The following is a 17,160-nucleotide window of genomic DNA, read 5'->3' on the forward strand; positions in this document are numbered from 1 at the left end:
CAACAGGACGGCCAGCACCGTGAAGATCTCCAAGCGTCCCATGATCATGCCGATCATTCCCAGCCACAGGACCGTGGTGGACTCGGAGGCGAAGTTGCTGGCGACCGAGCCCACGCCCGGTCCGAGGTTCGCCAACGTGGCGATCACGGCCCCCAGAGCCGACTCGATGTCCATGCCGGTCATCAGCATGGCAAAGAACAGGACCAGGAAGGTGAACATCCAGGCCGCAAAGAAGGCCCAGACCGCGCTGATCACCCCCGGATCCAGCGGGCGGCCACCCAGCCGCACCACGAACACGGCATGGGGGTGGACCAGGCGGCGGACCTCGTTGATTCCCTGACGCGCCAGCAGCATCACGCGCACCGACTTCATCCCGCCGGTGGTCGATCCGGCACAACCGCCGATGATCGTCGTCATCACCAGCAGCAGCATCAGGAACGGTCCGAAGGCGGTGTGATCGGTGGCGGTATACCCGGTGGTCGTGGCGAAGGAGACCAGGTTGAACAGGTGCCGACGAACCATGTCGACCCAGCTGCCCTCGGGCAGGTTGACGAGGAAGAAGACGACCACCATGGCCGCGACGGCCGCCATCCAGCCGAGGAAGAAGCGCACCTCCGCACTGCCCCAGTAGGCCCGCAGGGAGCCGTGCCTGAGGGCGACGAAATGCAGGGCCATCGGCAGGGCACCGAGGATCATGAACACCATGGCAGTCACTTCCATGGTGCCGTTCTCGAAGTGACCGAAGCTCGCATCGTGGGTGGAGAACCCGCCCGTGGCCACGGTGCTGAAGGCGTGGCCGACCGCGTCGAACCAGGTCATGCCCTGGATCTTGTAGATCAGGGCGCAGAGAACGGTGATGCCGGTGTAGACGAGCCAGAGCACCTTGGCCGTCTCCGAGATCCGCCCCGACAGGCGCGTGTCCTTGATCGGCCCGGTCATCTCGCCCTTGTAGAGCTGCATGCCGCCCACGCCCAGCAGCGGCAGGAAGGCGACCACCAGCACGATGATCCCCAACCCCCCCAGCCACTGCAGTTGCTGACGATAGAACAGCAGCGAGCGCGGCAGGTCATCCAGCCCGGTGATCACCGTCGCCCCGGTCGTGGTTATCCCCGAGACCGACTCGAACACCGCCTGGGAAAAGCTCAGGCCGAGCTCGGGCTGCAGGTAGATGGGCGTAGCGCCAATCAGGCCCAGCACGACCCAGAACGACACCACGATCAGCAGGCCGTCCCTGAGCTTGAGCTCGCGACGATAATGCCGCGTCAGGCCCCAGAGCACCCCGCCCAGCCCGACGCTCAGCGCGAAACTGAGCACGAAGGGACTGAGGTCGGCGTCTCCCATCACCCAGCCGACGAACCACGGCGGAATGAAGGTCAGGCCGAATACCATCAGCAGGATGCCGAGTATGCGGATGATGATCAGTAGCTGCATCGATGCCCGCCAGCGGCCCTAGAAGAAACCGAAACCGACCGAGAACAGCTGCTCGATGCCGTCGATGCGGTCCTTGTCGGTCAGGAACAGCACCACGTGGTCGTCGGACTCGATCACCGTGTCGTGGTGAGCGATCATCACCTCGTCCTCGCGCAGGATCGCGCCGATGGTCGTCCCGCGCGGCAGGTCCAGCTCGTCGATGCGCCTGCCGACCACCCGCGAGGTGTTCTCGTCGCCCCGGGCGATGATCTCGATTGCCTCGGCCGCGCCGCGGCGCAGGGAATGCACACTGACCACGTCTCCGCGGCGCAGGTGGGTGAGCACCTCGCCGATGGTGATCTGGTGCGGCGAGAGCGCGATGTCGATCGCCCCCATCTCGATGAGGTCGACGTACTCGGTGCGGTTGACGATGCACATCGCCCGCCGCGCGCCGAGGCGCTTGGCCAGCATCGAGGCGAGGATGTTGTCCTCGTCGTCGTTGGTCAGGGCGAGGAAGACGTCCATGTCCTCGATGTTCTCCTCTTCGAGCAGCTCCGTGTCCGAGGCATTGCCCGAGAGCACGATGCTCCGGTCGAGAGTGGCCGACAGCTCGCGCGCCCGACGCAGATTGTGGCTGATCAGCTTGACCTGGTAGTCCGACTCCAGGCGGCCGGCCAGCGCCCCGCCCACGTTGCCGCCGCCGGCGATCATGATCCGCTTGTAGGGCTTGTCCAGCGGGCGCATCACGCTCATAACGCGGCGGATGTCGCCCTTTCTGGCGAGGAAGAACACCTCGTCCCCGGCCAACAGGCGGGTATCGCCCTCCGGCGGCACCGACGTGTTGTGGCGGTAGATGGCCGCGACTCGCGCCTCGATGCCGGGCAGGAGATCGCGCAGCCGGTGGATGGGTTCGCCCACCATCGGCCCGCCTCGGTCGACCTCCATGCCGATCAGGAGCAGCCGCCCGTCGCCGAACTCCCGCACCTGCAGGGCGTCGGGGTACTCGATCAGGCTGGCGATGTAGTCCTTGATCAGCCGCTCGGGGCTAATGATGAAATCGACCGGAATCGCGGCCTTGTCGAACAGCGCGGGGTGGTCCTGGTAATCGGTCGCCCGGATCCGGGCGATCTTGGTGGGCGTGTGGTGGAGCGTCCAGGCCACCTGGCAGGCGAGCATGTTGGTCTCGTCGGAACTGGTGACGGCGATCAGCACGTCGGCGTCTCCGGCCCCGGCCTCCTCGAGCACGTCGGGCCGCGAGCCGAGCCCGTGGACGGTGCGAAGGTCGAGCCGGTCCTGGAGCCAGCTCAGCGCATCGGCATCGGTATCCACTACGGTCACGGAGTTGTCGGTCTCGTTCGCCAGGGCCGTGGCCACCGAACTGCCCACCTGCCCTGCTCCGAGTACGATGATCTTCATGTGGCCCCTCGCCCTGTTGCCAGTCGCCGCCGGGTCATGCCCCAGTGCCGGCAGAACGCTCCCCGGTCTGGATGCCGAGGGACTTCAGTTTCCGGTAGAGATTGGTGCGTTCCATCCCGGTACGCCGCGAAAGCTCGGTCATGGAACCGTCGGCGTTCTTCAATTGCGCCAGCAGGTAGCGCCGCTCGAACTCGTCGCGCGCCTCGCGCAGCGGCAGGTCGAGGTTGAGTGACACCAGTGGCGGGCCGGTCTCGCCGGACTCGTCGTCCACTGGTGTCAGGCCCAGTGCCCGCTGCACTTCCTGCTCGTCGATCACCTCCCCGCTGCCGAGGATCAGCAGGCGCTGCACGAGGTTCTTCAGCTCACGGACGTTCCCGGACCAGTGATGGTAGCGAAGGAGGTTTCGCGCACCGATGGTCAGCTCGCGGCGCGGCAGGCCCTCCACCTTGTGCGCCGACTCCAGGTAGTGGGCCAGCAGGACGGGGATGTCCTCGGGGTGCTGGCGCAACGGCTCGATGTGGATCGGCACCACCGAGAGGTGGTAGTAGAGATCCTCGCGGAAGTTGCCGGCACGCACCTCGGCCTCGAGATCCTTGCGTGTGGCGGCGATCACGCGCACGTCCACCCGCACCGGCTCGTTGCCACCGACGCGGAAGAACGACTGGCTTTCCAGCGCCGAGATCAGCTGCATCTGGGTCTGCTCGTCCATGTCGGCCGCCTCGGCGATGAACAGCGTGCCGCCGTTCGCCTGCTCGAGCAGCCCGTAGCGGACCCGACCGTCCTGCTCGGCGCCGAACAGCTCCACCGCGGCGTTCTGCCGACCGGAGACGGCCGAACCGCCGGTGTCGACGAAGGGGAAGTGCCGGCGGGCCGAGTGCCGGTGAATGAAGCGTGCCAGCGCCTGCTTGCCGGTACCCGGCTCGCCGGAGAGCAGCACCCAGGCATCATGGGAGGCCACCTTGAGCGCCTGCTCACGCAGCCCGTGCATGTACTCGGAATCGCCGATGAGGTCCAGCGGGTCGAGCTCGCCGCGCTTGAGGGCGGCGTTCTCCTGCGCCAGACGGCGGTTGTCCAGGGCGTGCTCGATCAGCAGCAGCAGCTTGTCGAGCGAGATGGGCTTCTCGATGAAGTCGAAGGCGCCGAGGCGAGTGGCCTCGACGGCGGTCTCGACGGTGCCGTGGCCGGACATCATGATCACCGGCCAGACCAGCTGGTCGCGTTCGTGCCACTCGCGCAAAAGGGCGATGCCATCGGTGCCCGGCATCCAGATGTCCAGCAGGATCAGGTCGGGCCGGCGCACGGCGATCGAGCCGCGTGCCTCCACCGCGTCACCTGCGCTGCTGACGGTGAAGCCCTCGTCCTCGAGCACGTCGACCAGCAGGTTGCGGATCTCGTTCTCGTCGTCGACGACCAGGATGTGTCCGATACTCATTCGTCAGGAAATCCCCGCTTGTCCATTAACCGGCTCCCGCGTTTCCATGCTACCGCGATTCGCCCGCGGCCGTCCGATCGCGGCCGGCACGTTCCCGCCCCGAGGCGAGCGGTAGTCGAATCGTAACGCGTGCGCCGCGATTGGCAAGCTGCGCGCCGGCCTCGGAGTCATCGGCCTGTGGCTGCTCGACCGCGTTCCAGGCATGCACGGCGCCGGCGTGTTCCTCGACGATCTTCTTGACGATGGCCAGGCCCAGTCCCGAGCCCTTGGGACGAGTGGTGGCATAGGGCTCGAACAGGCGGTCGAGCATGTCCGGTGGGAAGCCCGGCCCGTTGTCGGCCACCAGCAGCTCGGCCAGGCGGTCGCCTTCCTCGCCGACCACCCGCAGGCCCACAATCACCCGCGGATCTCCCACGGTTGCACCGTGTTCGGCCAGCGCCTGGCTGGCATTGCGTATCAGGTTGTGCAGCAGCTGACGGAGGCGGTTGGCATCACCCTCGACCCACACCGGCCCTTCCGCCTCGACCAGCAGGCGCACCTTCACCGAGGTGTTGCCACGGTAGAGCTCGACGACCTGCGCGGCCAGTGCGGCCAGATCGATCCACTCCAGGCGCACCTCCGGTGGCCGGGCATAGTCGGCGAACTCGTTGACCATCTGCTTCATCGCATCGACCTGGGCGATGATCGTCGCCGTGGCCCGGTCGAGGATCGGCCCGTGGGTCTCGTCGAGCTGCGGCAGGATGCGCCGCCGCAGCCGCTCGGCCGACAGGCCGATCGGCGTGAGCGGGTTCTTGATCTCGTGGGCCAGGCGTCGCGCCACCTCGGACCAGGCCGCGTCGCGCTGGGCCTGGATCAGGGCGGTGACGTCCTCCAGCACCACCACGTAGCCGCCGACCTCCGCATCGCCCCCCGGCGGCAGGGCGGCGAGCCGGGCGAGCAGGACCTTTCGCCCGGAGCCGTTCATGATGCGCAGCTGCGCCTCGAGCGTCTCGCCCGGATGCGGCACGCCGGCCTCCATCGCCCCCTCGAAGGCCTCGCAGAGCGGGCGCAGGTTGGGATGCTCCTGGCAGATCTCCTCGAAGTTCCGCTCGAACAGCTCGTCACCGGAGATCCCCAGGATGTGCTGACTGACCGAATTGCCGCTGATCACGCGCCCGTCGTAGGACAGCGTCAGCACGCCCGAGGAAAGGTGCTGGATCACGGTGTCCAGATAGTCGCGCTCCTTGTCCGCCAGCTCCTGCAGCTCCCGCATGACGTCATGCGCCCGGCGCACCCGCGCGGTCATGGTGTTGAAGGACTGCACCAGCTGGCCGAGATCGTCGCGCCGGTCGACCGGCAGCCGCAGGCTGTAGTCGCCCTCGGCCACCGCCCGGGTGCCGGCCGCGAGTTCGCGGATAGGGCTGAGCAGGCGACGGGCAGCGAGGAACGCCAGCCACACGGCGGTCAGCAGCGAGAGCAGCAGGGCCAGGGTCAGCGCCAGCGAGAACGTCTGCTTGAGCGACTTGTGCAGGAAGACCAGCTCGCGATAGTCGTCGAAGGCCGCCTGCACGCTCTTGGATAGCTCGTTGGCCTCGCCGGGCACGTCGAACAGCGCCTGCAACACGCGCTTGCCGCCGTCGCTGGTCAGCCCCGCCTCCAGCGGTACCACCACCCGGATCTGCAGGTTGCCGTCCCCGCCCGGATCGAGACCGATGAAGTCCCGACCGGAGCGAGCATGAGCGAGCGCAGTCTCGTCGGCCCGGGCGGGCACGATGTCCTGGGGGTCGTCCGACGAGGAGGCGACGATCAGGTTGCGCTGGCCGAGGATGGTCATCTCTTGAGCCCCGGTGTCGCGGCGAATCTGCGACAACTCCAGCGCGATCAGTTCCGAACCACCGTCACGCAGCTGCCTCGCCGCACGGCGGGTATCGTCGAGCGCCTGGCGCATGCGGCCGTCGAACGACATCTGCGAGAGCGACAGGGCATCGGTCATCGCCTGCTCGACCTGCACGTCGAACCAGGAGTCGATCCCCCGCTGCACGAAGGTCAGCGAGAAGTAGAAGACGATGGCCACCGGCACCGCGGCCAGCGACACGAAGGTCAGCACCAGTCGGGCCGTGAGGCGAGCCCCGGGCTTGCCGCGGCGGTAATCGCGGATCAGGCGGAGGATATGGGCCAGCACCACCAGCGCGAGGAACAGCAGGCCCGCGGCGCTGACCCCCAACAGGGTCAGGAACAGCCCCTCGGGCTGCTCGACGGCGCGCAGCGAGTCCGAGACCAGGTAGAGGAGGACCAACAAGAGCACCACCACCATGGCGCTCACCACGGGAATGAGGCGTCGGATCATCTTCCTGATGCCTCGCCCCAGTCTCATTCGGCGCGCTCTCCCGACAGGCTCCAGAGGAACCAGTCACTGCTCAGATCCCAGGCCGGGTCGATCAGCGCCGGCACTCTCAGTGGCAGTGGCAGCTTGTTGACCTGCAGGCGGACGCGCATCCGGCCCAGCAGCCGTTCCCTGCCCTCCAGCTGTTCCCAGCGCGCCAGCCGCCAGGCGCGGATGCGGGACATGGAGTCGACCGCCCCCGACAGGTCGGTGAAGGTATGGGTCTCCCGGGCGGTGAAGTCGGTCACCATCCAGGTGCGTGACAGGGCGTGATATTCGAGCTTCAGGCGGCGCTTGCCGCTTGCCAGCCGCCGGTCCCACAGCCACTCCCGCGGCTCGGCGATGTCGGCCTCGACCACGAGATTCAGGGCGATCGAGTTGCGCATCGCCTCGATGACCTCCTCGCCCGGCGAGATGGCGAGATCCGCGTCCACGAACACGGCCCCGTCACGGACCTCCGCATGGACGTCCACCACGCGGGTACCGCCCCAGGCCGCCTGCCCGAACAGCAGCGCGGGCAGCAGCAGGCCCAGGCACCAGCGGCTGCGCACCGTCCCGGCGTTCATGCGGGCTCCTTCCGCTTTTCCAGCACGGCGTAGTAGAAACCGTCGTGACCGTCGACCTCGGGAAACAGCTGTCGCCCGACGGACTGGGGCTCCCCCCAGTCGACGTCCATGGCGGGAGCCAGCGCATCGGGGTGGTCGCGCAGGAACGACTCCATCTGGCCGGCGTTCTCGCGACGCAGGATCGAGCAGGTCGCGTAGACCATGCGCCCGCCAGGCCGCAGCAGCGGCCAGAGCCGCTCGAGGATCTCGCGCTGTCGCCCGACCAGCGCCTTGACATCCTCGGGACGGCGCAGGCGCTTGATGTCCGGGTGACGGCGGATGACCCCGGTGGCCGAACAGGGCACATCGGCGAGGATGCGGTCGAAGGCGCCCGGATGGTCGATCGTCTGCGTGGCGATGTCGGCACACACCAGTTCGGCAAAGCGTCCGGCACGCTCGAGGTTGTCCTGGACGCGCGCCAGCCGGGTGACGTCCACGTCCACGGCCATCATCTCCAGCGTCGGGACGGTGTCGAGCATCGCCAGCGTCTTGCCGCCCGGGGCGCAGCAGGCGTCGAGCACACGCTGTCCCGGCGACAAGTCCATGAGCTCGGCCGCCAGTTGCGCGGCCTCGTCCTGCACGGAAACCAGCCCCTGGTGGAAGCCCGGCAGTCGTTCGATGTCCAGCGGGCTGGCCAGCGCGATGCCGTAACGGGCATGGCGGGTCGGGTGAGCCTCGACCGACTGCTCGGCGAGACGTTCGAGATAACCCTCGACGCTTTCCGCGGAGGCGTTGACACGCAGCGTCATGGGCGGATGAGTCGCCAGCCGGTGACCGATCTCGATGGCGAATGCCTCTCCCCAGTCGGCCGCCAGCATGCCGAACAGCCACTCCGGCAGGCGGGCCTGCACGTGGGCGGGTGCCTGGTCGAGCGGCATCTCGTCGGCCTCGATCTGGCGGACGGCGCGGCGCAGAACGGCATTGACCAGTCCGGTCGCCCAGTTCTGGTTGATCTCGCGCGCGGCATGCACGGCGGCATTGACCACGCGGGACGGCTCGCGACGCGATCCGGTCAGCCGCTCCAGGCCGACCAGCAGCAGCATGCCGACCTCCGCCCCCTTCGAGGAAAGAGGCCGGTCGAGCAGCTCATCGCGCCAATACACCAGCCGTTCGTAGTGGCGCAGAACCTCGTAGCTCATCGCCTGGATGACACTGCGGTGCGCCGGCTGTGCACGGGCAGTCAGATCGGGCAGCACGCCGTCGAGCGAGCGCCCCCGCTCGACCACCTGCAAGAGCCCTTCGGCCACGAGGGCCTCGGGCGAACGGGGCCCGGCATCCTGCCCCCCGCGCCGCCGCGGGCGGCCGCGACCGCGGGCCGGCCGATTCTGCTCCGCTTCAGCCAAGCTTCACCCCCTCGAGCGACCGCCCCCGGGCGAAATCCGCCGCGCTGACAGGGCGGCCGCCGGCACGCTGGACGCTGGTCAGCACCAGCCAGCCGTCGCCGGCCTGGACGGCGAACCCGTCACCGGTCAGTTCCATCACCTCGCCGGGCTCGCCCTGCCGGGCTGCCGGGGCCACCCTTGCGCCCCATACCCGCAGGGGCTTGCCCTCGAACTCGGTCTGCGCCACCGGCCAGGGATTGAAGGCCCTCACCCGGCGCTCGAGCAGATCGGCCGGCTCGCGCCAGTCGATGCGGGCCTCGGGTTTGGCGAGCTTGGCCGCGTAACAGGCCTGCGCGTCGTCCTGTGGCTCGGGCGCCCCACTGCCCTCGATGATCCACGGCAACGCCTCGATCAGAGCGGTAGCGCCCAGCGGGGCCAGCCGATCGTGCAGGCTGGCCGCGGTGTCATCGGCATGGATCGGTTCGACCAGCTTGTGCCACATCGGTCCCGTGTCCAGCCCGGCCTCCATCTGCATGATGGTGATGCCCGTCGCGGTGTCGCCCGCTTCGATGGCACGGTTGATGGGCGCGGCCCCGCGCCAGCGTGGCAGCAGCGAGGCATGGATGTTCACCGCCCCCAGGCGAGGCATCTCCAGCACCGCCGGCGGCAGTATCAGGCCATAGGCCGCTACCACCAGCAGGTCGGGACGATGGCTGGCGAGTCGTTCCTGCGCCGCGGCATCGCGCAGGCTGACCGGCTGCTCCACCGGCAGCCCCAGCTCGAGTGCCGCCTGCTTGACCGGCGACGCCGTGAGCTTCTTGCCGCGTCCCGCAGGGCGGTCGGGCTGGGTGTAGGCGGCGACCAGTTCGAGCCGCTCGCCGGAGATCTCGCCGAGCCGGGCCAGCGCCTCGAGGGCCGGCACGGCGAAGTCGGGCGTCCCGCAGTAGACGACGCGCAGGGTCATACACGCTCCCGGCGCAGGGCCTTTTCCATCTTCTTGCGGATGCGCTGCTGCTTGAGCGGGGAGAGGTAGTCGATGAACAGCCGCCCATCGAGGTGGTCGAGCTCGTGCTGGAAGCAGATGGCCAGCAACCCGTCGAGTTCCTGCTCGAAGGCCTTGCCCTTCTCGTCCCGGGCCCGAACCAGGATGCGCTCGGCCCGGACGATGGTCTCGTTGACTCCGGGGATCGACAGGCACCCCTCCTCGGACTCCACCGACCCGGCGCGTTCGACGATCTCCGGGTTGACGAAGGCCCTCGCCCCGCTGCGGTCCTCGCTCACGTCGGCGACGAACAGGCGACGGTGCTGGTCGATCTGCGTCGCCGCGAGCCCGATGCCCCGCTCCTGGTACATGGTCTCGAACATGTCGCCCACCAGCTCGGAGAGCTCGGGCTCGAAGGCATCGACCGGGCGGGCGATCTCGCGCAGCCGCTCGTCGGGGTAGATCAGGATGTCTCGCAGACTCATAAGTCAATCACCGGAATGAACTTGCCCTCTGGCCTCGGCCACGCTGGACTGTGAGGGCGAAATCTTTTACAACAAGCCGTATTTGGGGCTACATTGTACGCGAGCCTGAGCTCGGCAGAACCCAGAATATCTATTGTCGACAACCCCGGCTCCGGGCCTTTTTCGGACCAGGGTATGCCCGGGTTGCTCAACACATGGCCGGAAACCAAGGACGTTAAGAGATGAGATCAAGAAAAGGACTCCCCCTGGCACTCGTGGTCGCGAGCCTGGCACCCGTGGTCGCCGGCCTCTCGGGCTGCGCCTTCAACGACCGGGAAATCGTCAACGAACGCTCGACCTACGACAGCAACGCCCTGCCCGTCGGGGCCGAGCGCGGCCCGGTCAAGCGCAGCCTGGACGCCGAGGAAACCCGGGACCAGTTCCGCGACCTCTCGCAGAAAGACTACGTGGTCCAGCCGGGCGACACCCTCTGGTCGATCGCCAACCACTTCCTCAAGGACCCCTACTACTGGCCCGAGATCTGGTACATCAACCCGGACATCGACAACCCGCACCGCATCTATCCCGGCGATCACATCAGCATCGTGTTTGTCGGCGACCGCCCGCGACTGACGGTCGGTCTCCGGCCGCACATCCGCTACGAGTCGCTGCCGCCGGAGGTCTCCGCGATCCCGCTGGACAAGCTGCGCCCCTTCCTCAGCCATGACCAGGTGCTGAGCGAGGAAGATCTCGAATCCGCTCCCTACATCCTCGCCAACCGCGAAGGGTCCATCCACGCCAGCGACGGCGACATCGCCTACGCACGTCCCGCACTCGACGGCGAGCGCACTCGCCACGCCGTGGTCGAAAAGGGCAAGCCCCTGATCGACAGCCGGACCGGGGAGATGCTGGGTTACCGCGCGATCTACAAGGGCGAGGCCCACGTCGAGGAAATCGGTGACCCCAGCACGCTCCTGCTCAAGGACACGGTCCGTGAAGTGCAGGAAGGCGACCGCCTGGTGGAGATGACCGAAGAGGCGTTCACCCAGGACGTCCAGCCGCAGATCCCGGCCTTCCCGATCGACGCGGCGATCATCCTCCTGCCTGACGCGATCACCCAGGTGGGCGACAACCAGGTGATCGTGATCGACCGCGGTTCCGAAGCGGGCGTCAGCCCCGGCGACCTGCTGCAGATCAGCAAGCGCGGCCGCGTGATCGAGGACAAGTTCGCCCCGCGCAAGACTGGCGACGAGGTCGAACGCCTGAGCGACCTGCGTGGCCCCGCCGTGGCCCTGCCCGACTACCCGATCGGCACCGCCATGGTATTCCGCGTCTACGACCGGGTGAGCTATGCCCTGGTCGCCAAGGCCACCAAGCCGATCCACGAGGGCGACTTCGCTCGCACCCCGCTGCAGGACAGCGGTCGCTGATCCGGAGTGTCGTCGGCACCGCGGCCGCCCGCGGCCAACCGTGCCCGGGACGCCCTGATCCAACTGCTCTCGATCCGCGGCATGGGGCCGCGACGTCTCGGCCTGCTGCTCGACGGCTTCGGCACGCCCGAGGCCGCCGTCGATGCGTCCGCCCACCAATGGCGCGAGCTCGGCCTGCCCGAAGGCGTCTGCCACGCCAACCCCGATGCCGAGAAATGCGATGCCATCCATGGCTGGCTGGCCGCCTCGGACTCACATCACCTGATCGGACGACACGACCCCGGGTTTCCCGACCGGCTGCGCGAGCTGCCGGACGCCCCGGTGGCCCTGTTCTGTCGCGGGCGCGTGGCGTCACTGCACGATCCGCAGCTGGCCATCGTCGGTTCACGCACGCCGACCAGCGGCGGTCGGCAGAACGCCTTCGCCTTCGCCGAGCATCTCGCCGCCCAGGGACTCACGATCACCTCCGGTCTGGCCCTGGGCGTGGACAGCGCGGCCCATCGCGGCGCCCTGGCCGCCGGGGGCATCACCGTGGCCGTGCTCGGCTCCGGGCCCGATCGGATCTACCCGCCCGAGAACGAGTCGCTGGCCGACGAGATCGTCGCCGGCGGCGGGCTGGTGGTCTCCGAATGGCTGCCCGGCACCGGGCCGAAGCGGGGTCACTTCCCACGCCGCAACCGGCTGATCAGCGGTCTGTCGCACGGCGTACTGGTGGTCGAGGCCTCGCTCAAGAGCGGCTCGCTGATCACCGCCCGGCTGGCCGGCGAGCAGGCCCGGGACGTGTTCGCCATCCCCGGCTCCATCCACAACCCTCTTGCACGCGGCTGTCACCAGTTGATCCGCGAGGGGGCCAAGCTGGTCGAGACCGGACGGGACGTGCTCGAGGAACTGGCCCCCGCACTGGGCGCCTACCTGTCACCGGCCGCCGCCCGAGCCGGGCAGGACGACAGCGGGGCGCACGCTTCCGAGCCACCGTCCGCGGAGGAGTTTCCCCTCGACCCGGACCAGCAGCACATCCTCGACCTGCTGGGCTACGACCCGCAGCCGGCCGACCGGCTGATCGAGGCGAGCGGATTGACCGCCGCGGAGGTTTCCTCCATCCTGCTCATGCTTGAACTGGCCGGACAGGTGGCCACCCTGCCCGGCGGGCTCTATGCCCGCACGAGCTGAACACCCCAGCAAGGCACCACCCACCGTCCTTCCCACCGCCAGCCCCGACCTGCCCGGCTCATGCCGGCCGCAGGCACGAGCCATCATGCTTCGGTGAGTCAATGAAAGAGACCGTTCTCGACCTGTTGATGTTCCTCTTCGAGAATTACATGGAAGACGAGGACCGCTTCCCCCCGCAGAACGAACGCGCCGGCCTGCAGGTGAAACTGCTCGAGGCCGGCTTCGATCACGACGAGATCGAGCACGCCTTCGAGTGGCTGGAAGGCGTGCTGCAGCAGGGAAGCGTCGGCGGAGCCGAGCATGCACAGGCCTTCCGTGTCTACAGTGACGAGGAACAGGCGGCACTCGACGTCGAGGCCCGCGGCTTCTTGATGCAGCTCGAGCAGATCGGCGTGCTCTCTCCCTCCGCCCGCGAGACGGTGATCGAGCGGGCGCTGGCCCTCGGCGAGGACGAGATCGACGTCGAACGGCTCAAGTGGGTCGTGCTGCTGGTCCTGTTCGCCAAGCCGGGCGAGGAGCAGGCCTTCGCCTGGATGGAAGATCTGGTGTTCGAAGACGCCGCCGTACTGCACTGAGTCATAAGCGAAAGACATTCTATGAGCGAAAATCTGGTCATCGTCGAATCCCCCGCCAAGGCCAAGACGATCAAGAAATACCTCGGCCCAGGCTACGAGGTGCTGGCGTCCTACGGCCACGTGCGGGACCTGGTGCCCAAGAACGGCGCGGTGGATCCCGAGCAGGATTTCGCCATGAACTACACGGTGATCGACAAGAACAAGAAGCATGTCGACGCCATCAAGAAGGCCCTGAAGAAGGCCGACACTCTCCTGCTGGCGACTGACCCCGACCGCGAGGGCGAGGCCATTTCCTGGCACCTCTACGAGCTCCTCAAGGACAGCGGCCTGCTCGACACGCGCGAGGCCAAGCGCGTGGTCTTCTACGAGATCACCAAGCGGGCCGTGCAGGAGGCCATCGCCCATCCGCGTGGCCTGTCCCACGACCTGATCGACGCCCAGCAGGCCCGTCGTGCGCTGGACTACCTGGTGGGCTTCAACCTGTCGCCGCTGCTGTGGAAGAAGATTAATCCGGGCCTGTCCGCCGGTCGCGTGCAGAGCCCGGCCCTGCGGATGATCGTCGAGCGCGAGGAGGAGATCGAGGCCTTCACCCCCCGCGAGTACTGGTCGATCGCCGCCGACTGCCGCACCAATGATCAGCCCTTTTCGGCTCGCCTCTACCAGCTCGACGGCAAGAAGGTCGCGCAGTTCACGCTCGAGGAGGAGGCGACCGCCACCGCCGCGCGCGAACGCCTCGAGGCCGCCGCCGGGGGCAAGCTCACCGTCGCCAAGGTCGACCGGCGCGAGCGCCGGCGCAACGCCGCCCCGCCCTTCACCACCTCCACCATGCAGCAGGAGGCGGTGCGCAAGCTGGGTCTGTCGGCATCCCGCGCCATGCGGGTCGCCCAGGAACTCTACGAGGGCGTGGACATCGGCGCCGGCACCGTGGGCCTGATCACCTACATGCGTACCGACTCGGTCAACCTGTCCAATGACGCGATCGGCGAGCTCCGCGCCCACATCGGCGAAAGCTACGGCGCGGACTATGTGCCGGAAAGCCCCAATTTCTACCGCACCAAGTCGAAGAACGCCCAGGAGGCCCACGAGGCCATCCGCCCCACCTCGGTTGCCAACACGCCGGAGAAGGTGCGTGCGTTCCTCAACCGCGACCAGTTCCGTCTCTACGAGATGATCTTCAAGCGCACGCTGGCCTCGCAGATGACCCCGGCGGTCTTCGACCAGGTCTCCGTGGACCTGGCCGCAGGCGACGAGCACAGCTTCCGCGCCACCGGCTCGACCCTGAAGTTCCCGGGCTTCATCGCCGCCTACCGCGAGGACGAGGACGACCAGGCTTCCGACAAGGACGACGACCGTCGCCTGCCGCCGCTGGAGGAAGGCCAGCAGATCGAGCTGGCCGCGATCAACGCCACCCAGCACTTCACCGAACCGCCGCCGCGCTTCACCGAAGCGAGCCTGGTCAAGACGCTCGAGCAGTACGGCATCGGCCGCCCGTCGACCTACGCCAGCATCATCTCCACGCTGCGCTCACGCGAGTACGTCGAGCTGGAACAGCGTCGCTTCCGCCCCACCGACATGGGCCGGGTGGTCAACGGCTTTCTGACCGAGTATTTCCGCGACATCGTCGACTACGAGTTCACCGCCAAGCTCGAGGACGAGCTCGATGCCGTCTCGCGCGGCGAGACCGACTGGGTGCCGTTGCTGCGCGAGTTCTGGGAACCGTTCTCCGAGCGCATCGAGCACACCCAGCAGAACGTCTCTCGCCAGGAGGCCGCCCAGGGCCGCGAGCTCGGCGTCGACCCTAAGAGCGGCAAGCCAGTGGTCGCCCGCCTGGGTCGTTTCGGGCCGTTCGTGCAGATCGGCACCAAGGACGACGAGGAAAAGCCCAAGTTCGCCTCGCTGCGCCCGCACCAGAGCATCGCGACCATCACGCTCGACGAGGCGATGGAGCTGTTCAAGCTGCCGCGCGATCTGGGCGAGACGCCCGAGGGCGAGCCGGTGCAGGCCAACATCGGTCGTTTCGGCCCCTACGTGAAGTACGGCAGCAAGTTCGCCTCGCTCGGCAAGGAAGATGATCCCTACACCATCGAGCTGCCCCGGGCGCTGGAGGTGATCGAGACCAAGAAGCTCGCCGAGAAGAACCGCATCATCAACGAGTTCGACGACGGCATCCAGGTGCTCAACGGCCGCTACGGCCCCTACGTCACCGACGGCAAGAAGAACGCCAAGATTCCCAAGGACACCGACCCGAAGACGATCACCCACGAGCAGGCCCTCGAGATGATCGCCCAGGCGCCGGAACGCAAGGGCCGCGGCCGCCGGACCGCCGCGAAGAAGACCACCTCGGCGAAGACCACGGGCGCGAAGGCCACGGCCACGAAATCGACGGCAAAGAAGACGACCGCGAAGAAGTCCACGGCCAAGAAGACCACCGCCCGCAAGAGCACGGCGAAGAAGAGCGGCTCGTCCGACAGCTGACCCGATGGAACACGACGGACTTTCGGCCTTCCAGCTACGCGAGATCGCCCGCCACCTCGATGCGGGCGGGCTGATCGCCTATCCCACCGAGGCGGTGTTCGGCCTGGGCTGCAACCCGCTCGACGGGGCGGCCGTGCTGAAGCTGCTGGCGCTCAAGCGGCGCGACCCCGCCAAGGGGCTGATCCTGATCGCCGACGATCCGGACAGCCTGCGACCGTATACCTCGCTCGACCCGGGCGACTGGGAGCGCATCTGCCGCGACTGGCCGGCTCCGCGCACCGTGATCGTCCCGGCCGCGCCAGGCGTACCCGACTGGCTGACCGGAGGACGGGACGAGATCGCCCTGCGGATACCCGCCCACCCGACCGCGCGCGCTATCTGCGCGGCCTTCGGCGGCCCGATCGTCTCGACCAGCGCCAACGTGAGCGATCACCCGCCGGCCCGCAGCGCGCTGCTCGCCAGGCGCGCCTTCGCCGCCGATGGCGTACGCATCGTCCCGGGCACGGTCGACCGCCGCGCCCGCCCCTCGCAGATCATTCACTGGCCCACCGGGCGAGTCATCAGGAGCTGATACCGTGGAGATTCAAGCCGTTAGGGATTATCTGGTCGACCTGCAGGATCGCATCGTCGCCGGCCTTGAGGGTCAGGAAGACGGCACGCGCTTCGCCCACGACGACTGGAAACGCCCACCGGGCGACCATCTCAACGGCGAGGGCCGCGGGCGGATCCTCGAGGGCGGCAGCACCTTCGAGCGCGCCGGGATCAACTTCTCGCACGTCACCGGCAACAAGCTGCCGCCCTCGGCCACCGCCCACCGGCCGGATCTCGCCGGCGGGTCGTTCGAGGCCATGGGCGTTTCGCTGGTCATCCACCCGCGCAATCCCTACGTTCCCACGTCGCACGCCAACGTGCGCTTCTTCCAGGCGAGCAAGGAAGGCGTCGAACCCGTGTGGTGGTTCGGCGGCGGCTTCGATCTGACGCCCTACTACGGCTTCACCGAGGATGCCGTGCACTGGCACGAGCAGGCCGAGGCCGCCTGTCGTCCCTTCGGCGAGGACCACTACCCGCGCTTCAAGCAGTGGTGCGACGAGTACTTCTGGCTCAAGCACCGCGACGAGCCGCGCGGCGTGGGCGGACTGTTCTTCGACGACTATGGCGCCGACGGCGACGTGGACTTCGAGACGGCCTTCGGCTTCATGCGCTCGGTGGGCGACCATTACCTGCCGGCCTACCTCCCGATCGTCGAAAAGCGCAAGGACACGCCGTACGGCGAGCGCGAGCGCGACTTCCAGGCCTATCGGCGCGGGCGCTACGTGGAGTTCAACCTGGTCTACGACCGCGGCACGCTGTTCGGCCTGCAGTCCGGCGGACGTACCGAGTCGATCCTGATGTCCATGCCGCCGCGGGCCGACTGGCGCTACGACTGGCACCCGGAGCCGGACAGCGAGGAGGCACGCCTCTACGACGAGTTCCTGCGCCCGCGCGACTGGCTGGCCGAGCGGTAACCGTCACCGCCT

The 17,160-nt window shown here is 67.9% G+C and carries 14 protein-coding genes; 6 read left to right on the forward strand and 8 right to left on the reverse strand.

Translation table 11 applies throughout. From position 1 onward, the window contains the following. The 8 genes from ACESL5_RS02815 to def form a co-directional block, all read right to left on the reverse strand. Positions 1-1,431 (reverse strand): TrkH family potassium uptake protein (locus tag ACESL5_RS02815; RefSeq protein WP_372591264.1); only part of this gene is annotated, 1,431 nt, incomplete at its 3' end. Between the two features lie 18 nt (positions 1,432-1,449). Next, positions 1,450-2,826 carry a Trk system potassium transporter TrkA gene (gene trkA, locus ACESL5_RS02820; protein ID WP_372591265.1) on the reverse strand — a complete coding sequence of 459 codons (1,377 nt, stop codon included), beginning with the start codon at positions 2,824-2,826 and terminating at the stop codon, positions 1,450-1,452. 34 nt (positions 2,827-2,860) lie between these two features. After that, the gene (locus ACESL5_RS02825; protein WP_372591266.1) at positions 2,861-4,258 is read right to left on the reverse strand and encodes a sigma-54-dependent transcriptional regulator; all 1,398 of its coding nucleotides are present in this window, start codon (positions 4,256-4,258) and stop codon (positions 2,861-2,863) included. 49 nt (positions 4,259-4,307) lie between these two features. Beyond that, a complete protein-coding gene (locus ACESL5_RS02830) occupies positions 4,308-6,584 on the reverse strand; it encodes a sensor histidine kinase (RefSeq protein WP_372591267.1) in 2,277 nt (758 codons plus the stop codon). Between the two features lie 23 nt (positions 6,585-6,607). Beyond that, on the reverse strand, positions 6,608-7,186 hold the full coding sequence (locus tag ACESL5_RS02835; RefSeq protein ID WP_372591268.1) for a DUF4390 domain-containing protein: 579 nt from the start codon (positions 7,184-7,186) through the stop codon (positions 6,608-6,610). Continuing rightward, positions 7,183-8,472: a 16S rRNA (cytosine(967)-C(5))-methyltransferase RsmB gene (gene rsmB, locus ACESL5_RS02840; RefSeq protein ID WP_372591269.1), complete on the reverse strand. Its 1,290-nt coding sequence runs from the start codon at positions 8,470-8,472 to the stop codon at positions 7,183-7,185. Before rsmB ends, ACESL5_RS02835 begins: the two co-directional genes overlap by 4 nt. Positions 8,473-8,560: 88 nt before the next feature. After that, positions 8,561-9,511 (reverse strand): methionyl-tRNA formyltransferase, encoded by a 951-nt coding sequence (gene fmt, locus ACESL5_RS02845; protein WP_372591270.1) that lies wholly within the window; start codon positions 9,509-9,511, stop codon positions 8,561-8,563. After that, a complete protein-coding gene (def, locus tag ACESL5_RS02850; protein ID WP_372591271.1) occupies positions 9,508-10,014 on the reverse strand; it encodes a peptide deformylase in 507 nt (168 codons plus the stop codon). The genes fmt and def overlap by 4 nt, the downstream gene beginning before the upstream one ends. Before the next feature lie 221 nt (positions 10,015-10,235). Here def and ACESL5_RS02855 point away from each other — a divergent pair, with 221 nt between their 5' ends. The 6 genes from ACESL5_RS02855 (at position 10,236) to hemF (ending at position 17,148) form a co-directional block, all read left to right on the forward strand. After that, positions 10,236-11,423, forward strand: a complete 1,188-nt coding sequence (locus ACESL5_RS02855) for a LysM peptidoglycan-binding domain-containing protein (protein ID WP_372591272.1) — start codon at positions 10,236-10,238, stop codon at positions 11,421-11,423. 6 nt (positions 11,424-11,429) lie between these two features. Continuing rightward, positions 11,430-12,593, forward strand: coding sequence for a DNA-processing protein DprA (dprA, locus tag ACESL5_RS02860; protein WP_372591273.1), 1,164 nt, complete (start codon positions 11,430-11,432; stop codon positions 12,591-12,593). A 101-nt stretch (positions 12,594-12,694) separates the two neighbouring features. Beyond that, positions 12,695-13,168: a DUF494 family protein gene (locus ACESL5_RS02865; RefSeq protein ID WP_372591274.1), complete on the forward strand. Its 474-nt coding sequence runs from the start codon at positions 12,695-12,697 to the stop codon at positions 13,166-13,168. Between the two features lie 21 nt (positions 13,169-13,189). Continuing rightward, positions 13,190-15,643 (forward strand): DNA topoisomerase I, encoded by a 2,454-nt coding sequence (locus ACESL5_RS02870; RefSeq protein WP_372591275.1) that lies wholly within the window; start codon positions 13,190-13,192, stop codon positions 15,641-15,643. A 4-nt stretch (positions 15,644-15,647) separates the two neighbouring features. Continuing rightward, on the forward strand, positions 15,648-16,214 hold the full coding sequence (locus ACESL5_RS02875; RefSeq protein ID WP_372591276.1) for an L-threonylcarbamoyladenylate synthase: 567 nt from the start codon (positions 15,648-15,650) through the stop codon (positions 16,212-16,214). 4 nt (positions 16,215-16,218) lie between these two features. After that, on the forward strand, positions 16,219-17,148 hold the full coding sequence (hemF, locus tag ACESL5_RS02880; protein ID WP_372591277.1) for an oxygen-dependent coproporphyrinogen oxidase: 930 nt from the start codon (positions 16,219-16,221) through the stop codon (positions 17,146-17,148). The last annotated feature ends 12 nt before the right edge of the window (positions 17,149-17,160 follow it).

It is taken from the genome of Guyparkeria sp. (assembly GCF_041687595.1).
GTDB lineage: Bacteria > Pseudomonadota > Gammaproteobacteria > Halothiobacillales > Halothiobacillaceae > Guyparkeria.

Coding starts and splice junctions, on each gene's coding strand:
- trkA (WP_372591265.1), bottom strand. CDS start 2,826: ATGAAGATCATCGTACTCGGAGCAGGGCAGGTGGGCAGTTCGGTGGCC.
- fmt (WP_372591270.1), bottom strand. CDS start 9,511: ATGACCCTGCGCGTCGTCTACTGCGGGACGCCCGACTTCGCCGTGCCG.
- ACESL5_RS02870 (WP_372591275.1), top strand. CDS start 13,190: ATGAGCGAAAATCTGGTCATCGTCGAATCCCCCGCCAAGGCCAAGACG.
- ACESL5_RS02830 (WP_372591267.1), bottom strand. CDS start 6,584: ATGATCCGACGCCTCATTCCCGTGGTGAGCGCCATGGTGGTGGTGCTC.
- def (WP_372591271.1), bottom strand. CDS start 10,014: ATGAGTCTGCGAGACATCCTGATCTACCCCGACGAGCGGCTGCGCGAG.
- ACESL5_RS02875 (WP_372591276.1), top strand. CDS start 15,648: ATGGAACACGACGGACTTTCGGCCTTCCAGCTACGCGAGATCGCCCGC.
- ACESL5_RS02835 (WP_372591268.1), bottom strand. CDS start 7,186: ATGAACGCCGGGACGGTGCGCAGCCGCTGGTGCCTGGGCCTGCTGCTG.
- ACESL5_RS02825 (WP_372591266.1), bottom strand. CDS start 4,258: ATGAGTATCGGACACATCCTGGTCGTCGACGACGAGAACGAGATCCGC.
- ACESL5_RS02865 (WP_372591274.1), top strand. CDS start 12,695: ATGAAAGAGACCGTTCTCGACCTGTTGATGTTCCTCTTCGAGAATTAC.
- ACESL5_RS02855 (WP_372591272.1), top strand. CDS start 10,236: ATGAGATCAAGAAAAGGACTCCCCCTGGCACTCGTGGTCGCGAGCCTG.